The sequence below is a fragment of the Deinococcus cellulosilyticus NBRC 106333 = KACC 11606 genome (assembly GCF_007990775.1).
In the GTDB taxonomy this organism is placed as follows: domain Bacteria; phylum Deinococcota; class Deinococci; order Deinococcales; family Deinococcaceae; genus Deinococcus_C; species Deinococcus_C cellulosilyticus.
In genome coordinates this window covers 1-17901 of sequence record NZ_BJXB01000027.1, presented here as the reverse complement: position 1 = coordinate 17901, position 17901 = coordinate 1, and the positions used below count along the sequence as shown (strand labels likewise).

General features: G+C 56.4%; 17 protein-coding genes and 1 pseudogene. 3 read left to right on the top strand and 15 right to left on the bottom strand.

What is annotated here, in order from left to right; translation table 11 throughout:
- Position 1: 1 nt before the first annotated feature.
- The 12 genes from DC3_RS22905 to DC3_RS22850 all read right to left on the bottom strand — a co-directional run bounded on the left by DC3_RS22905 (position 2) and on the right by DC3_RS22850 (position 13247).
- Complete coding sequence (locus DC3_RS22905) at positions 2–988, bottom strand: ABC transporter permease (protein ID WP_146888811.1); 987 nt, start codon at positions 986–988, stop codon at positions 2–4.
- A 247-nt stretch (positions 989–1235) separates the two neighbouring features.
- Entirely contained in the window at positions 1236–2879 is a 1644-nt protein-coding gene (locus DC3_RS22900; protein ID WP_146888808.1) for an ABC transporter substrate-binding protein, read from the bottom strand.
- Between the two features lie 174 nt (positions 2880–3053).
- Complete coding sequence (locus DC3_RS22895) at positions 3054–4055, bottom strand: LacI family DNA-binding transcriptional regulator (protein ID WP_186816202.1); 1002 nt, start codon at positions 4053–4055, stop codon at positions 3054–3056.
- A 489-nt stretch (positions 4056–4544) separates the two neighbouring features.
- Entirely contained in the window at positions 4545–6776 is a 2232-nt protein-coding gene (locus DC3_RS22890; protein ID WP_146888802.1) for a diguanylate cyclase domain-containing protein, read from the bottom strand.
- Positions 6777–6920: 144 nt separating this feature from the next.
- Positions 6921–7223 (bottom strand): hypothetical protein, encoded by a 303-nt coding sequence (locus DC3_RS22885; protein WP_146888799.1) that lies wholly within the window; start codon positions 7221–7223, stop codon positions 6921–6923.
- Between the two features lie 222 nt (positions 7224–7445).
- Positions 7446–8429 carry an aldo/keto reductase gene (locus DC3_RS22880; RefSeq protein ID WP_146888796.1) on the bottom strand — a complete coding sequence of 328 codons (984 nt, stop codon included), beginning with the start codon at positions 8427–8429 and terminating at the stop codon, positions 7446–7448.
- A gap of 98 nt (positions 8430–8527) precedes the next feature.
- Positions 8528–9406, bottom strand: a complete 879-nt coding sequence (locus tag DC3_RS22875; RefSeq protein WP_186816201.1) for a choline/ethanolamine kinase family protein — start codon at positions 9404–9406, stop codon at positions 8528–8530.
- A 55-nt stretch (positions 9407–9461) separates the two neighbouring features.
- Positions 9462–10445, bottom strand: coding sequence for an ABC transporter ATP-binding protein (locus DC3_RS22870; protein ID WP_146888790.1), 984 nt, complete (start codon positions 10443–10445; stop codon positions 9462–9464).
- A 12-nt stretch (positions 10446–10457) separates the two neighbouring features.
- Positions 10458–11264: an ABC transporter permease gene (locus DC3_RS22865; RefSeq protein ID WP_146888787.1), complete on the bottom strand. Its 807-nt coding sequence runs from the start codon at positions 11262–11264 to the stop codon at positions 10458–10460.
- A gap of 1 nt (position 11265) precedes the next feature.
- Positions 11266–12057, bottom strand: a complete 792-nt coding sequence (locus tag DC3_RS22860; RefSeq protein ID WP_186816200.1) for an ABC transporter permease — start codon at positions 12055–12057, stop codon at positions 11266–11268.
- Between the two features lie 237 nt (positions 12058–12294).
- Positions 12295–12831 (bottom strand): single-stranded DNA-binding protein, encoded by a 537-nt coding sequence (locus DC3_RS22855; protein WP_246130776.1) that lies wholly within the window; start codon positions 12829–12831, stop codon positions 12295–12297.
- 65 nt (positions 12832–12896) lie between these two features.
- Positions 12897–13247, bottom strand: coding sequence for a hypothetical protein (locus DC3_RS22850; RefSeq protein ID WP_146888781.1), 351 nt, complete (start codon positions 13245–13247; stop codon positions 12897–12899).
- Between the two features lie 197 nt (positions 13248–13444).
- Here DC3_RS22850 and lipB point away from each other — a divergent pair, with 197 nt between their 5' ends.
- Together lipB and lipA are read left to right on the top strand one after the other, a co-directional pair.
- Complete coding sequence (gene lipB, locus DC3_RS22845) at positions 13445–14101, top strand: lipoyl(octanoyl) transferase LipB (protein WP_371863446.1); 657 nt, start codon at positions 13445–13447, stop codon at positions 14099–14101.
- A gap of 12 nt (positions 14102–14113) precedes the next feature.
- Positions 14114–15088 carry a lipoyl synthase gene (gene lipA, locus DC3_RS22840; RefSeq protein ID WP_146888775.1) on the top strand — a complete coding sequence of 325 codons (975 nt, stop codon included), beginning with the start codon at positions 14114–14116 and terminating at the stop codon, positions 15086–15088.
- Between the two features lie 73 nt (positions 15089–15161).
- Here the strand turns inward: lipA and DC3_RS22835 are convergent, their stop codons facing one another.
- Together DC3_RS22835 and DC3_RS22830 are read right to left on the bottom strand one after the other, a co-directional pair.
- Positions 15162–15470 (bottom strand): hypothetical protein, encoded by a 309-nt coding sequence (locus DC3_RS22835; protein WP_146888772.1) that lies wholly within the window; start codon positions 15468–15470, stop codon positions 15162–15164.
- Positions 15471–15591: 121 nt separating this feature from the next.
- A complete protein-coding gene (locus DC3_RS22830; RefSeq protein WP_146888769.1) occupies positions 15592–16830 on the bottom strand; it encodes a hypothetical protein in 1239 nt (412 codons plus the stop codon).
- Between the two features lie 307 nt (positions 16831–17137).
- Here DC3_RS22830 and DC3_RS22825 point away from each other — a divergent pair, with 307 nt between their 5' ends.
- The gene (locus DC3_RS22825; protein ID WP_146888766.1) at positions 17138–17665 is read left to right on the top strand and encodes a hypothetical protein; all 528 of its coding nucleotides are present in this window, start codon (positions 17138–17140) and stop codon (positions 17663–17665) included.
- Between the two features lie 49 nt (positions 17666–17714).
- Here the strand turns inward: DC3_RS22825 and DC3_RS22820 are convergent.
- Positions 17715–17901: pseudogene (locus tag DC3_RS22820) on the bottom strand (carbohydrate ABC transporter permease); the annotation flags it as partial.

Below are 17901 nucleotides of genomic sequence, written 5' to 3'. Positions count from 1 at the left end.
GTCACTTGCCTCCTCTCACACGGGGGTCCAGGAACACGTAACTGATCTCCACCAGCAGGTTGGCGATCAGAACGGTTGCGGTGATGAACAGGAAAATGCCCTGCATCAGGGGGTAATCCAGCGCAGTCACGGCCTGATAGAGCAGGCGACCAATGCCAGGGTAGGAGAACACGATCTCGGTGACGATGGAGCCGCCCACCACGAAGCCCAGCGCCATGCCAAATCCAGTGATGGAGGGCAAAATGGCGTTTCGGGCCACGTACTGGTTCTTGATGCGGCTGGGCTTCAGGCCCTTGGCTTCTGCGAAGGTCACGTAATCTTCATTCAGCACACTGACGGCATTGTTGCGCATTCCCACCAGCCATCCGCCCAGACCTGTCACAATGATGGTGAAGGCAGGCAGAAAGCCGTGCCAGAGCACCGTTTTATAGTAGGCCCAGCCATCGGCAGGTGACTTGCTGCTCTCGTATCCTCCACTGAGTGGGAACCAGTTCAGCAGGTAGGCGAAAAGATAAAGGCTGATGAGTGCAAACCAGAAGTAAGGCATGCTGTTCAGGAACAGGCCAAAAGGCACCATCGCATCTGCGACTTTGTTGCCCCGTTTCCAGGCGGTCCACAGTCCGAGCAGACTTCCCAGCACAAAAGAGATGATGGTACTGATTCCAACCAGCCCAATGGTCCAGGGGGCAGCCCCGGCGATCACATCGGTCACATTCATGGGAAACTGGCTGATCGAACGGCCAAAATCCCCCTGAAACAGCTTGCCGATGTACTCAAAATACTGAATGTACAGGGGCTGGGGCGTGTCGCTGATGCCGTAGGCCAGTTTCAAAGCATGCACAGCCTCAGGATTCAGTCTTCCCTGGGATTGTGCCAGCATGGCCCCGATGGGGTTACCGGGCACCAGTCTGGGCAGAAAGAAATTCAGGGTGAGTGCCGCCCACAGGGTCAGCAGAAAAAAGGTCAGGCGACGCAAAAAGAAATTCACTGTTCACCTCCTTGAAGAGGGTGGACCTTCCCCATCCGTGTAGGGGCGGGCCGCTGGCTCGCCCTGGGTCAAGGTCAAAAACGGAGAAAAGAATTCACCCTCACCTCGCTGGCGGCACCTGCCACAGATGCCACCAGGGAAAGCGAGGGGACTTTGGGGGATCGGGAGATCGAGGAGAGAAATTGTAAAGAGGTAGACCTGGGGTTCACCTGTAGGGGCGAGCCGCTGGCTCGCCCCTGTTGCTGGGTTACTTGGGTTCCAGGTTCAGGAACAGCAGGCGGGCACCGATCTGGTCGTCTGCGCCACCGTCGTAGTAGGGGTTTTGGTCGGTGGGGAAGCCTTTGAAGTTCTTGCTGTTGTAGGTGGTGAAGTTCACACGGTCGGTGAGGGGGAAGAAGGGCACGTCGGTGACGAACTGGTTGACGATGGTGTCGATGGCCTTTTTCTGCACGGCAGGATCACTGTTCTGCTGGAAGCGTTTGAGGGAGGAGGTGATGTTGGCTTTGGTGTAGCGGGTCAGGTTGGAAGCTGCAGTGTCCCCGACTTTGGCGCTGAACTCAGGTGCGAAAGACTGGAAGAACAGGTTGTAGGGGGTTTCACCGCCACCCCAGCCCCAGCTGATTCCCATGTCGTAGGTGCCGGTCTGCAGGCCACCGGAGTAGCTGCCCCAGGTCTGCTGGTCGATGGTGGTGTCGATGCCGATCTGTTTGAGGTTGTTGCCGATCACCTGGGCCATGGTGATGAAGTCGGTCCAGCCTGCGCCCACCAGGATCTTGAAGGTGGGGAGGGTCTTGCCGGACTTGTCGGTCAATTTGCCGTTCACGACCTTGTAGCCACCTTTTTTCAGGAAGTCTCTGGCCTTGTTCACGTCAAAGGTGAGCCCTTTGGCTGCGGTGGCTTTGGACAGCCACTTGCTCTGCTGGGTGGGGATGATGCCGCTGGGGCTCGCTGCTTTGACCAGACCAGAGTAGGCTTTGAGGGCCACTTCGTCGGTGTTGATGGCAGAGGCGATGGCCTTGCGGAAGTTCACATCATTGAAGGGGGCCTTGGCGGTGTTGAAGTACAGGTAGTTGCCGCCGGTCACGGGCCAGTAGAACTTGTTGGTTTCGGGGTTCTTGTTGACGTAGACGTTCTTGATGTCGGGGATGTTGGCGTAGGAGTAATCGGCGTCCCCTCTGAGGAGTTTCAGCAGGATGGCGTCTGCACCACCGACCACTTCCCACTGGATGGCGTCGATTTTGGGGTAGCCTTTCATCCAGTAGTTGGGGTTTTTCACCACTTTGATGCTCTGGTTGTTGGCGCTCTGGAAGAGGAAAGGTCCGGTCGCCACAGGTTTGGTGTTGGTTTCGGTGGTGGGGTCTTTGATCTTGCTCCAGACGTGCTGGGGCACGATGGGCTGGTGGGCGATGTACACGAAGACCGGGATGTTCTTGTCTTTGAAGGTGAAGGTCACGGTGTTGCCGGAGGCTTTCACGTCGGTCAGGCCGTTTTTCCACAGGGCAGAGCCGTCAATGGCAGGATTCTGCTTCAGGTAATCGAAGGTGAATTCCACGTCTTTGGCCGTGAAGGGCTGTCCGTCGCTCCACTTGACCCCATCGCGCACGGTGACGGTCAGTTTCTTGTTGGTTTTGTCCCATTTGTAACTGGTGCCCAGCACGTTTTCCACGTCTCCGGTCAGGGAGTTGACGTAGAAGAGGGTTTCATAAATGGCGGACACGGTGGGGTAAAGGCGCTGGCTGCCTCCGGAGAAGGGGTTGAGGTTCACGCTGGCCAGGGACGCAGCGTCCCGGGCAATGCGGAACACGCTCTCGGCCTGGGCCAGGGAGGCGGTGAGCAGGGCGGCGGTCAGGGCAACACGGGCGGCTTTGATGTAAACGTTTGCATTTTTCATGCGATGTTCCTCCAGGGAAAATGGGTGGCTTGTTTCAGATCGGCAACTGTGGGGTTATGCGGCGGGGGGTGAGCGTGAATCTCCCGGGTCTGGCATGGTCCTCATTCCTTTCCATTCCTCTTTCCTGGGAGTGCGGCTCCTCCCGGTGAAAGTGCAAGTGGGTCCAGGGGCGGCCTATCTGCGGGCACGCATCCGGGTGGTGTGACGCTCAATCAGCTCTGGAACAATGATCTGGTTCTCTGGTCTCTCCCCTTCCATCAGGGAAAGAAACATCCGGCCTGCCATGCGTCCAAGTTCAACATCCAGCTGGCGCAACGTGGTGAGGGGTGGATCAAGCAGGGCAGCAATGGGGTTGTCGTCGAAGCCAATCACCGAGACGGCATCAGGAACCCTGAGCCCGGCACGATTGAGGGCACGGCACACCCCGACAGCCATCAGGTCACTGGCGGCAAAAATGGCATCTGGAAGGCCAGTTTCCAGGATTTTCTCAACCCCTTTTTCTCCGGCTTCCACAGTGAAATCTCCGGTGTACAGGGCGAAGGGTTCCAGCCCTTCCTCATGTAAGCGCTTTAAAAATCCCCGGGCACGGTCCCGGCCCGAGCGAAATTCCCCGGCCACATGGGCAATGCGTTTGTGCCCGGTTTTCAGGAAATGGTCTGCGGCAAGGTATCCGCCCGCCTCGTCGTCCACCCGGATCTGGTGCGTGTGCCCGTCGATCTGGGGGTTGATGTGCACGCGGAACATGCTGGGGGCAAGCCTTTCAAGCTCGCCTGGAGCAAGGTTGGAAGAAATGATGATCAGACCGTCCACGGACCGCTCCACGAGTGCTCTGGCAGCGTCTTTTTCGCGGTCTTTCAGGTCATCGGTGGAGACGATGATCGGCATCAGAGTCGAGGCATTCAGTTCCATTTCGATGCCCCTGGCAAAGGAGGCAAAGAGGGGCCAGCCCACGTTGGGAACCACCACACCAACAGCGTGCGTGCGTCCCATCACCAGGCTTCTGCCGGTCAGGTTGGGCACGTAACCGAGTTCCTGCACCACATGCATCACCCGTTTGAGGGTTTCGGGGTCCAGACGCTCCGGTGAGTTGATGGCGCGTGAGACGGTGGCCGTGGACACACCTGCCCGATTGGCGACAGCACGAATGTTGGGTCGGTTTTGGCTTCTGCTGGTCATGACGTACCCCATGATAGATGCCTGCCGGCACCGATCAAACCCTGATGTAAACGATTGCATCAAGCATAAGAGGAAACCCCCGGAATTGCAAGACACATCCGCAAAATTAGACTCAGTACATGAAATTCAGAATTCGAAAAATCGGTTTCCCTGGCACCAGAAATGACGATTTCATCTTCTCAAACAAGAAAAAGTATTTTGGTGTTCCTTATCCCAGATGAACACCCTGAAAGGAGATGGATCTGAGCTTTAGTTAGTAAATTCACCCGGCCCACTTCAAAAGGCACATGGAGGTCCACAAAAACCCTGTGCCAGATGTCAAACAAAAAAACAGAAACAGGTGCTTCTGCTGTTCTGATTCCCCCCGGTCTTCTCTGCACCCCTCGGTTTGATGAACCCTGATGGCCTGAAATTCGGCTGTCAAATGTGAACCATCTACTGTGTACTTTCCAGAGCATCCATCTCCCTGCCATCCAGCAAATGACCCTTTCAGATCCCGGTCATCACCTGTTGCATGATGCGGGCACGCCCTGCCTGCTTGGCCTGATACAGGCACTGGTCTGCCAGATGAATCAGTTCTTCAGGAGACATTCCAGCCTGGGGCACCAGGGTTGCCACCCCAATGCTCACCGTGATGCTGGCCCCGATTTCAGAACGCTCATGCAGGATCTGCAACTGCTGCACCTCATGCTGGATGCGCTCTGCCACCAGCAAGGCACCTGTTTCATCGGTTTCGGGGAGGATGATCACAAACTCTTCCCCACCATAGCGGGCCACCGTGTCTCCCCTGTTGCGCACCGAACGGGCCAGGGCCTGTGCCAGGCGCTTCAGGCACTCATCCCCTTTCAGGTGGCCGTAATGGTCGTTGTACTTCTTGAAGAAGTCCACATCACACAGGATCAGAGACAGGGCGCGATTGTGGCGCAGGTGGTTCACCCACTGGCTCTGCAGGTGCTCATTGAAAGCCGCCCGGTTGTAGATCTGGGTGAGACCGTCCAGAAACGCGAAACGCTGCAGTTCCGCATTGGCTTCCCGCAGGGCCTGCTCAGCCTTCATGCGCTCTGCGACCTCCGCTTTCAGTTCGCGGGTGCGCACCTGCACCTGCAATTCCAGGTTCTCGGCATAGCTGCGCAGGGCCAGGGTCTGCTCCAGTTGCTGCAAAGCCTGGCTGAGGGTGTGACAGAGCCCCTCCTCATCAAAGCGTCCCCAGGAAGGAGGCTCGTACAGCAGATATCCGTAATGCACTTCATTCACAAAAAGTGGGGACATCACCAGACTCCCGCAGGACAGTTCCTCCTGCATGCTCTCTGGCAGAAGTTCACGCGTGGAGAACACCCCCACGTCCATGTGGCACAACGTTCCCGCCGCCAGCGTCACATGGGCATAAGGAGCAGGGGTCGACTCGTAGGACTCATAAAGCACCAGCATGTAATGCCGGAGCCCCATGTGTTCCAGATATCCCTGCAATGCCCGGAACAGGTCGTCGTGTCGGTCCACAGCAAAGAGTTCTGGAGCCATCTTGGTGCTGTTGATGCCCAGCAGGTGGTTTCTGGAATGCAGCATCTGCAGGATGCTCGCCAGGATGGACTGTGCAGCAAAACCCAGCTTCAGCACCTCTGCCAGATGCTCAGGACCTGAGGCGAGACCCACCCGCTGCACACAGCCACTGAGGCCGTCCCGCCAGACAAAAAATTCCTGGTCCAGATGCACCCGTCTGAGCAACGTGTCCTTCCAGAGGGTCAGAAAAGCCTGGTGTTTGTCTGGGCAGGTGGCCACCTGTTCAAACTGCTCAAACAGGTCCTGCTGGATTTCCAGCACCCCCCGGAACACCTCGCTTTGCTGGGGCAGGGCCGAACCCATCTGCACCGAACCACAGGACTCCCGGACCACCAGCTGTGGGCTGATGAAACTGTCCTGTGCTGCCGCACCTTCCAGCACCATCTCCAGCAACCTCCGTCCAGCCTCCTCTCCCTGCTCAAAGAAAGGCTGGCGTACAGTGGTCAGTGGGGGCACCACATGCTTGAATTCCTCGCTGTCATCGAAACCCACCACCGCAATGTCCTGCGGTACCCTGAGGCCCAGTGCCGTGATGGCCTGGATGGCCCCCTCCGCCATCTCATCGTTGGCACAGACCACCGCATCAAGCTCACGGGCACGCTGCAGCAGGCGGGTCATCTCCTGAAAAGCCAGGGATGAGGCGTAGCGGCCCGTCATGATCATGGACTCATCCAACACCAGGCCCTGCTCCAGGATCACCTGCCGGAAAACCCGCTCCCGCTCCTCGGAGTCGTGGTTTCCAGGAAGGCCCCGCATGAACGCCAGATGGCGGTATCCTCGCTGCACGATCAGGTGCTTCATCAGCTCACGCATGGCCGGACGGTTGTCCAGCAGGATGCTGGAAGCACCCTCCATCTTCCGCCCGATGCTCACCACAGGCAGAGGATGGTAAGCCTTCATCCACTCTGAAAGCTCAGCGTCGCTCAGGTGCACGCCCACAGAGGCCGCCAGCACAATGATGCCCAGATGCCGCTCCGGGTCCAGCAGATCGTAAATGTCATTGGCCCGGAGGGCACCCACATTCGAGGTTTTCAGGTTCCGGCCCACAAAAATGGTGGAGGGAACCCCGTGATGTTCCAGAGCATGCTGAATGCCAGCGATGAGGCTGTTCTGGTAGGGATAGAGGTAATCTGTGAGCACAGCGACGCTTTTCACGGCTTTCATGGTCCTCTCCTCGGTGATCTCTTTATACCCTGTCTGCTCTTACAGCTTCCCTAACGGTTTTCGCGAAAATTTTTTCATGCTGCAGACAACAAAAAGGTCCATCTGAAAAATCCAGATGGACCCTGTGAAAAGCCTTTCTACAACCTATTCCTCGTCGATTTTCACCAGATTCTCGATGCGCTCTGCTGCAGCAGACAGACCCAGACCTTTGAGGGCAGCAGCACACTTGCTGATGGCCTTCGTGTCAATCTCCCCCTGATTCCAGGCCGCAATCAGGACAGCACACTGCTGCAATGCATCTGCCACCTGCTGCTTGTGAAACATGGCTGCCAGATTCCCTGGAGCCTGGGGCTGCGTGGTCTGCGCCTCGGCCTGCGTGCCCAGCATCACCTGCATGAAAATCTCGTCGTATTTGGCCCTCATCTCGGGCGAGACCTGTTTGCTCATGGGGAACATTGTACAGAAGCCGTCAGCCATCAGTGGTCAGCAATCAGCCTTTTGAAGCCGTCAGCCATCAGCGTTCAGCCGTCAGCATTGTGAACAGGACGGGAACCTCAGAGCAATGAAAAAGGCAAAACGGTAAGGCAAAAATCACCTTACCGCTCAGGCATGTTGTCGATGGCGCAGGCCTTTGCTTCCTGATGCTGAAAGCTGATGGCTGACCGCTCTTTACCAGTTCTGGTGCACCAGTGCCCGGATCTTCTGGTCGTAGATGTCCTGCACTTTCTGCATGACTTCTGCAGACAGTTCGGGAAGGTCTGCGGCAGCGGCGTTGCTCTCGGCCTGCTGGGGGTTTTTGGCCCCTGGAATGGCGCAGGTGACCTCTGGGAACATGGTGATCCAGCGCAGGGCAAACTGGGCCAGGGTCATGCCTTCGGGTTTGATGGCTTTCAGTTCCTCAACAGCATCAAGGGCCACATCGTAATCCACGCCAGAGAAGGTTTCACCTTTGTCGAAGGCCTCACCGTTGCGGTTGAAACTGCGGTGATCGTCGGCCTCGAACTGGGACTGGCGGCTCATTTTTCCAGTCAAGAGACCACTGGCGAGGGGCACCCGGGCCAGGACCCCAACATTGCGTTCCCGGGCCGCCTGGAAGAACTGCTCGGCGGGTTTCAGGCGGAACATGTTGAAGATGATCTGCACCGACTGCACATCCGGGTACTGGATGCCCGTCAGGGCTTCCTGCACGGTCTCCACACTGATCCCGTAGTGGCGGATCATGCCCTCTTTTTTCAGGTCGTCCAGAATGGAGAACACCTCGTCAGAGGCGTACACGTCGGGGTGGGGGCAGTGCAGTTGCAGCAGGTCGATGGTGTCCACTTCAAGGTTTTTGAGGGAACGGCCAATCCAGCTTTCCAGGTTCTCACGGGTGTATCCGGCTTTGCTCTGCTGGGGAAGGCGTCTGCCTGCCTTGGTGGCCACAAAAAAGGGTTCAGAGCGCTCTTTGCGAAGCTGTGCAATCAGGCGCTCGCTGTGCCCGTCTCCATACACGTCTGCAGTGTCGATGAAGTTGACACCCAGGTCCAGGGCCCTGTGCAGGGCAGCAAGGCTCTCCTGATCGTTCACGGTGCCCCAGGTGCCACCAATGGCCCAGGCTCCAAAAGAGATGGTCGAGACGTTGTATCCGGTTCCGCCAAGTGTGCGATATTGCATGTGAAGACTCCTTTGTCCGGTCTGAATCTGGGCATCTGGCCACAGATGTGAAAAGAAAAGTGAAGATTTGTCAGCGCTTTCATTCTGACATGGGAAGGCTAGAGGTCAAGGTGCCCCTCTTGCAATCTCTGCACCACAGTGTGTGCCCATGAAAGGTAATCCATCTGGTGGTTCACCTGCTCAGGTTCAAGCCCGGCATGCAGGAGGGCCCACCCGATCTCGCGCAGCATGTTCATGAATTTCATGTCCTGCAAGGCCTGCATCAGGTCCGGGGTGCAGCATCCGAAGTACAGGAAGATCAGGTTTTCATCCTGCTCTCTGCTGAAACGGTTGGAGAAGGAGAGGGTGGCCAGATCAAAGAAAGCATCTCCCACCCCGGAGAGCTCCCAGTCCAGCAGACGGATGCCCTGCGGGGTCTGCATGATGTTGAAACGGTACAGGTCATTGTGGCAGTACACCCTGGTGAAAGTGTGGTCCCTGCTCCGGCGCTTCTCAATTCCCTCCATGCGCCTCAGGAAACCTGCCATCTGATGGGGGATCTTTATCCCCAGTTCGCTTGCCCCCTGAAGATAACGCTCAACCAGGTGGTAAGGGCTGCATGCTCGGGCAATGCCCTGCATCTGGTGCACGGCCTGCACCTGCCCGACAATGGCCCTGAGGATTTCAGGACGGTTCAGGTCTGCTGCTTCAATCAGGCTTCCCTGCAGGAACTCCATCAGCAAAAAATTTCCCTGCTGGCTGTGGTGAATCACCCTGGGTCCGATGCCTGCCATTGAAGCACGCTGCAAGGCCAGAACTTCCTGCTGGGGGTCCAGTCCCAGGATGTTCTGCTGCCGTCCCACCTGTTTCAGGACCAGGGTCCGGTTCAGACCTGTGATCTTGTAGGTCTGGTTGGTGAACCCCCCATCGAGAGGTTCAATCTCGAAAGGACGGGCCAGATGGGGTTCAATCTCTGGCAGCAGGGCCTGAATGGACATGTTTGGACTCCTCTGTTCCATTGTGATTTGAAAACGTTTTCAAAATGAGGGTGGGCTATACAGGAGCCGAGAGCAGATCGTGCTGGTAGATGTTCCTGATGGTCCCCTCGATGTCCGGTTCTTTCACCGTGAGGTCCACAATGCTGTACCGCTCTGAAATCCTGCGGATCAGTTCTGAAGCAGCAATGTCTTTGAAGGTGTACGTGACCCGGGTATGGTCCCACTTTCCTACCTTTGCCCCGGGAATGCTGACATCCGGGTAGGTTTCGGCAAAGTCCACGATCAGTTCACGCTCGCCCCCAAAACGTTTTTGCAGGGTTGGGATGTCCCCATCGTAGAGCAGGTGCCCGTGGTCGATGATCATCACCCGCTGGCACAGGGTTTGCACATCGGAAAGGTCATGGGTGGTCAGCAGCACGGTGGTTTCCCGCTGCTGGTTCACATGCAGGATGAATTCGCGGATGCGTTCTTTGGCCAGGATGTCCAGACCGATGGTCGGCTCATCCAGAAAGAGGATTTCAGGGTCATGCAGCAGGGCCGCGCACAGGTCTGCACGCATGCGCTGCCCCAGGGACAGGGAACGCACCGGGGTGTGCATGAATTCTTTGAGGCCGAGCAGGTCTTCAAATTCTTTCAGGTTGCTCCTGAAGCGCTCTGCAGGCACTTTATAGATGTGCTGGAAGAGCTCCAGGGATTCAATCACCGGGAGGTCCCACCACAGGGTGGTGCGCTGTCCGAAGACCACCCCGATTCTGGACACGTAGGCTTTGCGGTTCTGCCAGGGCACCAGGCCGCCCACGGAAACCTTGCCTGAGGTCGGGAACAGGAGTCCCGAAAGCATCTTGATGGTGGTGGATTTCCCTGCCCCATTGGGACCGAGGTAGCCCACAGTCTCCCCTCTCTGGATGCTGAACGAGATCCCGTCCACGGCTCTGAGCAGGGTGGATTCACGGGTGAAGAAATTCTTCCAGCCTGCAAAAGCCCCCTTGTGGTGCTTGCGAATGTGGAAGTGTTTGGAGAGGTTCTCGACTTCAATCATGGTTCGCTCCCTTCAGGTGCCTGTGCTCTGGTAGTGCCGGATGCCGTAACGCCAGAACAGCACCGCCAGCAGAAAAGTGCCTGAACCCACCACAGGCGAGAGCCAGTGAATCCAGGTGGGCATGCCGAATGGATCTGGTTTGTTCAGCAGGTACAGCACCGGGTAGTAATTCAGGAAGATGGCCGGAACCACAAAAGTGAAGATCCTGCGCAGCCAGTCCTGATAAATGCTCATCGGGTACTGGATCATGGCGCGGCCCCCGTAGGTCAGCAGGTTCATGGCCTCCACGGAATCCACCGTCCAGAAGGTGATGGTCGAGCCAATCATGAAAAGCCCCGCAAAGAACAACACCATCCCGACCAGCACCAGCACCAGGAAGAGGGCTTTTTCGGGCGTCCAGTCGATTCCCGAAGCCCACACCCCATAAAGCAGGATGCCCAGACCCATCAGGCACTTCCCGAGACGCCTCAGGCCAAAATCCGAACCCATCACCTGCGCAGTGAGGCTCACCGGGCGCAGCATGAGCTGGTCCAGGCTCCCCTGCCGGATGAATGCTCCAAAAATGGCAGGATCAAACCCTGCGAAAACCAGATCCATCAGGGCAAAGGACAACTCTGCCAGACCGTACAGCAGGGTGATCTCGGGAATGCTCCAGCTTCCCAGCGTGCGAATCCTGGTGAGGATCAGCACCAGAGAGGCAAACTCCACCACCGTGTAGAACGTGGTGGCGATCAGGTCCATCACGAAAGACACCCTGTACTGCATCTGGCTGCGCACCAGGCCATGAATCAGGCGCAGGTAAACAGAGAAGGTGTGCATTTCAGCCTCCCAGAACCATCAGGCGTCTGCTGGCCTGATTCCAGATCACCTGGGTGAGGAGCAGCAGAACCACAAGCCATAAAACCTGCAAGGCCAGAGCAGGAAGAAGGTCCATTCCCGAAATCACCCCGGTGTACACCTCCATCGGTGTGTTCAGGACGTACGGGAAGGGAGTCCAGGCAGCGAACTCCTGCACCCACTCCGGATACAGCCTGAGGGGCATCAGCAGACCGGACAGGAACATGGTGACCGCATAACAGAGCCGGGCAATCCCTCTGGCATCAGGAGACCAGAAAGCCGTCAGGTTCACCAGAAAACGCACGGTGAACCACACCGTCCACCCCAGCAGCAGAGACACAATCGTGCAGACCCACTGCATCAGGCTTGAAGGAAAATCCATGTCCATGAAAAGCCCGTAAACCAGCAGGATCACACTGCCCCTGAGCACCAGTTGCGCCACCGATTGCCCGAAATCCCGGGCCATCCACAGCCCAAAAAAGGAAATGGGTTTCAGGAGGTCCGTGGCCACCTCCCCCCGGTAAATCGTGCGCATCAGGTCAAACGTGCCGAAAATGCTCAGGAAACCCAGCAAGGCCTGCGTGACCACCGTGTAAGTCACCGCAGCCTTCTCATCCATCCCAGACAGGCTGGAGGTGTTCTGGTAGAACGCCACCACCATCGCCGCCTTGATGAACCCGAAAAACAGATTGGTGGTGAGCCCCGCAATGGCCGCCGCCCGGTAAGTGATCTGCCGCTGATACGCCCTGACCATGATCTCCCAGAAAACCGTCATGTGCCTCCTTGTTGATTGGGGAAAACCCAAGAAGGGTAGCATGTCGTGCTCTGTGTGGGATGGGGGTTTTGGCGTAGGCAGCGGTCAGCTTTATGGCAGAAGGCTGACGGCCAAGGCAGAAGGCATGGAACGCTTGAGCTTTAGCACTTTTTGCCTTTTGCCTTTTGTCTTCTGCTCCAAAAACAAAACCCCCCAGTTGCAGCTGGGGGGCGCATCCTTGGGGGAAGCAATGACGATTTACGGGTTCTGGTTCTGTTGCTGTTCGGCAACTTTTTCGGGGTTCTGGAAGGCTTCCAGAGCACGACCATTGCCTCTGAAGGTGATGAGGGTGACATAACGCACGGACTCTTCGCCTTCTTTGAGGTGCTCGGGGTCGGTGGGACGGGCTCCGCGAGAGTATTTCACAATTCTGGGGAGCTTGAGCTTTTTGGTGTCCACCTCTTCGAGTTCACGGCGCTTGTAGACTTGGCCTTTGTGGTAGACGCTCTTCTCGCCCTCAGAATTGGTGAACTCGCGTGCACCGATCAGGGACCAGTCGAAGGTGTCGGCCATGGACAGGGGAAGAATCAGCCCGCCTGCGGGGATCTCACCACTGGTCCAGCCCCGGCGGCCATACTGGCGCATGACGCGGAGCATTTCATCTTCGTCTTTCACGTGGACAGTGATCTTGGTTCCCAGAATGCCTGTAAGGTGCAGTTCAATCATGGGTTCAGTATGCTCCTGGGGGTAGGGTGTGGCATAATTCTGCGTCTTGTTTCTAGGCACTGCTGTCATGGTTTTCTCCTCTCAGGCACAGCTGATTTCTATACCCACCATTGTATATTATGTTTTTACCTAAATCAAGACCGGGAAATCTCCTTATGTTTAACCCGCCCACTGGTACGGGATTTTCTCTGATCGTCCTGCAAGGCAAGTCCCCACAAAAGCAGGGCAAAAATGAATGCAGGATTGCCTCTGGAGAAATCCAGCATCCAGGCCACCAGACCCACCGCCCACAGCACCCAAAGAGCGGGCATCATCTGCTGCAGGCTCAGGCTTTTCGACAGGTACCAGGCCAGGTAAACCACGGACCCGACAAACTGCAACCCACCCAGCCAGTGCACCACCCCACCATGAAACGCCCAGGCCTGGTATCCAGAAATTCCAAAAAGCAGAAATCCGCCGATCATGTACAGTTTTTCTTTGTCCATAACTTAAACCCATCATATTCCAGGATGAGATGCTGTCGGATATGTGGCGGTCTGGCAGAAGGCTGAAGGCCAAGGCAGAAAGCACAGGATGCTCAAGCTTAAGCACTTTTTGCCTTTTGCCTTCTGCTTTCTGCTTTCTGCATGAATTGCTCATTGCCTCCCACTGTCCCCTCCCCAAAACCATTAGAATGCTTAACGTGAGTGAAACATTTCGCGTGACCGACCTGGGAACGCTCGAGTATTTGAAAGCCTTAGACGTCCAGCACGAGGTGCATGGCAAGGTGGCAGCAAGGGAGATGGAGCCCACGCTGCTGCTGGTCGAGCATCCCGCTGTGCTGACCCTGGGGCGCAAGGCCAAAGAGGGCGAGAACATCATTGTGCCCCGTGAATTTCTGGCAGGACAGGGCATCTCTGTGCATGCCATTGAACGGGGCGGAGACGTGACGTACCACGGACCCGGACAGCTGGTGGGCTACCCCATCTTCCCGGTGGGCCGCAGGGTCAGGGATTTCCTGAGGCTGCTGGAGGGGGCACTCATCAAGACACTCGCACGGTACGGGCTTGAAGCGAGTGGCTCTCCGGGGTACGCTGGCGTATGGGTCGGCGATGAGAAAGTTGCCGCCATTGGCGTGGCCATCCAGAAGCATGTCGCGTTCCATGGTTTCGCCCTGAATGTCAGCACGAACCTGGACCACTTCTCCTACATCATTCCGTGTGGCATTCAGGACAGGGGCGTCACCAGCCTGCAGAAACTGCTCGGGCGTGAAATCAATATGCAGGAAGTCAAGAACTTTGTCGCAGAAGACTTCCGGCAGACCTTTCAGGAGTACGATTTCTCGTTTCCTGAATTGTAAAAAAGAGGGATTATGAGCGAACCCCGGTACATCAAGAACGGCATTTATCGCAAGAATGCCGAACCCGTCAGAGAGAAGAAACCCGAATGGCTGAAGGTCCGCATGCCCAGTGGGGACATCTACCAGCACACCAAGGGCATTGTGAAGGACCACAAGCTGCACACGGTGTGCGAGGAAGCCATGTGCCCCAACATCGGGGAATGCTGGTCCAGAGGCACCGCAACCTTCATGCTGATGGGTCACATCTGCACCCGCGCCTGCCGTTTCTGCGCCGTGGACACCGGCAACCCGCAGGGCAAGCTGGATGTGATGGAGCCTTACAATGTCGCAGAGTCCGTCAAGCTGATGAGCCTCAAATACGTGGTGCTGACCAGCGTGGACCGGGACGATCTGCCTGATGGGGGCGCTTACCACTTTGCCCGCACCGTCGAGCAGATCATCAAGATGAATCCCCAGACCAAGGTGGAAACCCTGACTCCGGACTTTCAGGGCAACCTGAAATGCGTCGAGATGATTCTGGATTCTGGCGTGCACGTGTACGCCCAGAACATGGAAACCGTGGAACGCCTGACTCACCCGGTCCGGGACATCCGCGCCAGTTACCGTCAGACCCTGAAAGTGCTGGCCCACGCCAAACAGTACCGTCCTGATGTGTACACCAAGACCAGCATCATGCTGGGCCTCGGTGAAACCCTCGAAGAAGTCGTGCAGGCCATGAAAGACTGCCGTGACGCCGGAGTGGACATCATCACCTTCGGACAGTACCTGCGCCCCACCCGCCACCACCTGCCTGTTGAGAAATACTGGACCCCCCAGGAGTTTGATGAGGTGCAGAAGATCGGCATGGAACTCGGTTTCCTGGAAGTGGTGTCCGGTCCTCTGGTGCGCAGCAGTTACAAGGCCGAGCAGGTGTTCATGAATGATGGCCCCACCCAGGACATCCCCGAGCACCTCGCCCACCTGAAAGAAACCCCAAACCTGATTTAAAAGCCGTCAGCGTTCAGCCATCTGCCATCAGCCATCAGCCAGAGCCCCGGACAAACCGGGGCTTTTTGCAGCATCACAGCAGGAAAGAAGCAATCAGAAACAGACCGAAAGCCAGCAGGAAGAGGGCTGCACTCCAGTGCCATCCCCTGGTGCGGTACGTCCATAAGGCCAGCAAAGGAGAAATCCAGCTGACCACCAGAAAAACATCCAGCAACACGTTGTAGGTGTTGTCTCTGGGGTTGTCAAACAATCTGAAGGGATTGAACACCAGCCAGTCCAGCAAAATCCAGGCCCACAAAAGCGGCCAGGAAAGGGCCAGCAGAATGGCAGGGATGTAAGACGGTCTCAGGGGATTCCACCACTGGATGTTTCGCCTGATCATGTTTGCTTCTTCCTCCAGAACATTTTGATTTTAAGACATGCAGCGTTCCATGGGCATGTGCTTTGGGACAAAAAGGAGTGGGGTTCATCCCCCACTCCTTTCAAACTTGAGCATCTGACCCTCAGAACTTGATTTTCGCTCCTACAGCCACACCCACCACAAATTGACGGGTGATCACCGCCTGGTGTCCGGTGAGGGCAAGGTCCACCTTGAAGTGGTCTCCCAGGTCTGCTCCAAGACCCACACCGATTTGCAGGCCTTTCTCGTATCCCACACCGGCACGGTATTGCATGCTTCCGTTCTGGTATTCAGCACCGACATGCAGGGCCAGGTCCTGATTCACCCCAAAGGCCGTGTCCGCACCCAGAATCCACTTGCTGTCCCCCGAGGGCAGCTCATAAGCAGCATTCAGCAGGACTTCTGGAGCAAAAATGGGTTCCACAAAGGTGGCATGTGAGGTGGTGGTTTTGTTCCCTTCGGTGACACTGCGGCTTCCCTGCCAGGCTTCGTATTGCAGCAGGTTGCGCACCCCCACCCCGAAGGTGAAATCTTTCATGTTGGCCATCAGACCCGCATCCAGGTGCACCCCGAAGCCTGGACGGTAGGGATCGACATTGGCGAAAAGTTCGGCTTTGCTGCTGCTGAGGGCATCCACCCGGTCCCCATTGATGTCTGTGACGGTTCTGTCCTGCACACTGCCCTGCACCCTCAACAATCCAAGGCTGAAGCGGTTGCGCACCCCACCATACAGTTTCATGTCCTGTTCCTCGGACAGCACGGGCAGGTAGGACACCCCAGCATCGATGGAGGAGCGGTATCCCCCTTCAAAAGCACCGGTGTACACCTGATTGGGTTTCAGCTTGCCACCTTCTGGAACTTCACGGTAATTGTCACTGAACTTCAAATCTCCCACGTAAGCCCGAATGCTGGGGGTGACGTCCAGATACCATGAGGGGGCCACAGAGAAAGCCAGATCGAAAGGGATCAGGGTGTGGTTGTGCTGGGAGGCATTCCATCCATCTGCCCAGGTGAAGAATCGAGCGTTGGCTGAGCCATCGTTTGGAATCACATTCTCATGGCCAACAGCAAAGCTCCACTCCAGCGGATGGAACACCTTGTCGAACATCAGCAGATCGGTGGTGCCACTGTTCGACTGCTGGCTCATGCGGTAAGCTTGCAGGGCTCCCAGGGGAAAAGCGTAACTGGTGTCCACATCATATCGCTCAAATCCATAAAAGGCAGGATTGTGATATGCCACATCCTGCTCGGGGAGCAAGACACCACCCATTCCAAGTTGACGGATGTTCTGGGCCTGACTGGTGGAGAGGAGAAGCAGAGCAAAAGCAAGAGATTTTTTCATATTTTAACCGCTCAACATCTTAAAGTGTGAAATCGCACAATTCAAGGTCGACTGTCTATTTCGGTCGAAGATGTCTATTTTCAGTTCTGAAATTGTTTTGGCAGCTGCAGATTTTATTGATGTTCGCCAAAACCACTGCAGTGCTTTTGGCCGAGCAAAGCATGAGATACGGTCAGGACATCCAGGCCACGTGCAGTTCTTTTTGTGTGGATCAATGATGACACAGCACAGTTCAGTTTGACAGAAAACATTTCATCCTGCTCCTTTGAGCACAGAGAGCTCCATCCGTTCGCAGTAAAATGATTTCATGAAACTTTCTCTGGTGGTGCTGCTGGGTCTGCTCGTGCCACATGCAACAGCCCAGTCTCTCAGGACACAGAGCATTTACACCTCACTGAATGCCCGGGATTGCATCACACTGGAGCAGCACACGGGGCCAGGTGAGTTCATAAGGCAACGCTGCCCTGGGGTGGGAAAATACCGCCTGGAAGTCAGCGAAGGGGACCTGAGAAGCAACGTTCAGGTGCAGTACCCGGATGGGCACCTCTCCACTCTGGACCTGATCTCCAGAGTGTCTTCAGGGTTTTCCTCTCTGGGACCAAAAGCAGAATGGAGGGTACAAAAAAACCTTCCTGTGGCCCTGATTCTGCGTTACAACGCCAGTGAAAATCCAGAAGATGGCAGCCTCATCACCTCATATCTGGTGGTCAGCAAGATCACCTCAAAATCGGCCTGTGTGGTGGGAATCATCAAACCACAGGCCAACCAGAATGTGCTGGCCCGCAAGCTCGCAGATCAGGCCCTCCAGAAACCGTGTCTGGAGCCTGAATTCTGAGATGAAAAAACCCACCTTGCGGTGGGTTTCGAAATCTTGAGGGCTCCGTTCAGCCTTTGACAGCGCCGGAGGTGAGACCGGAGATGATGTTTCTCTGGAAAATCAGCACCAGGATGATCAGGGGCACCGTCACCAGAATAGACGCCGCCATGATGTTCGCCCACGGCAACTCAAACTGCGACGCTCCAGAGTAGTTCGCAATCACCACTGGCACCGTACGGTTGTCCGAGGTGAAT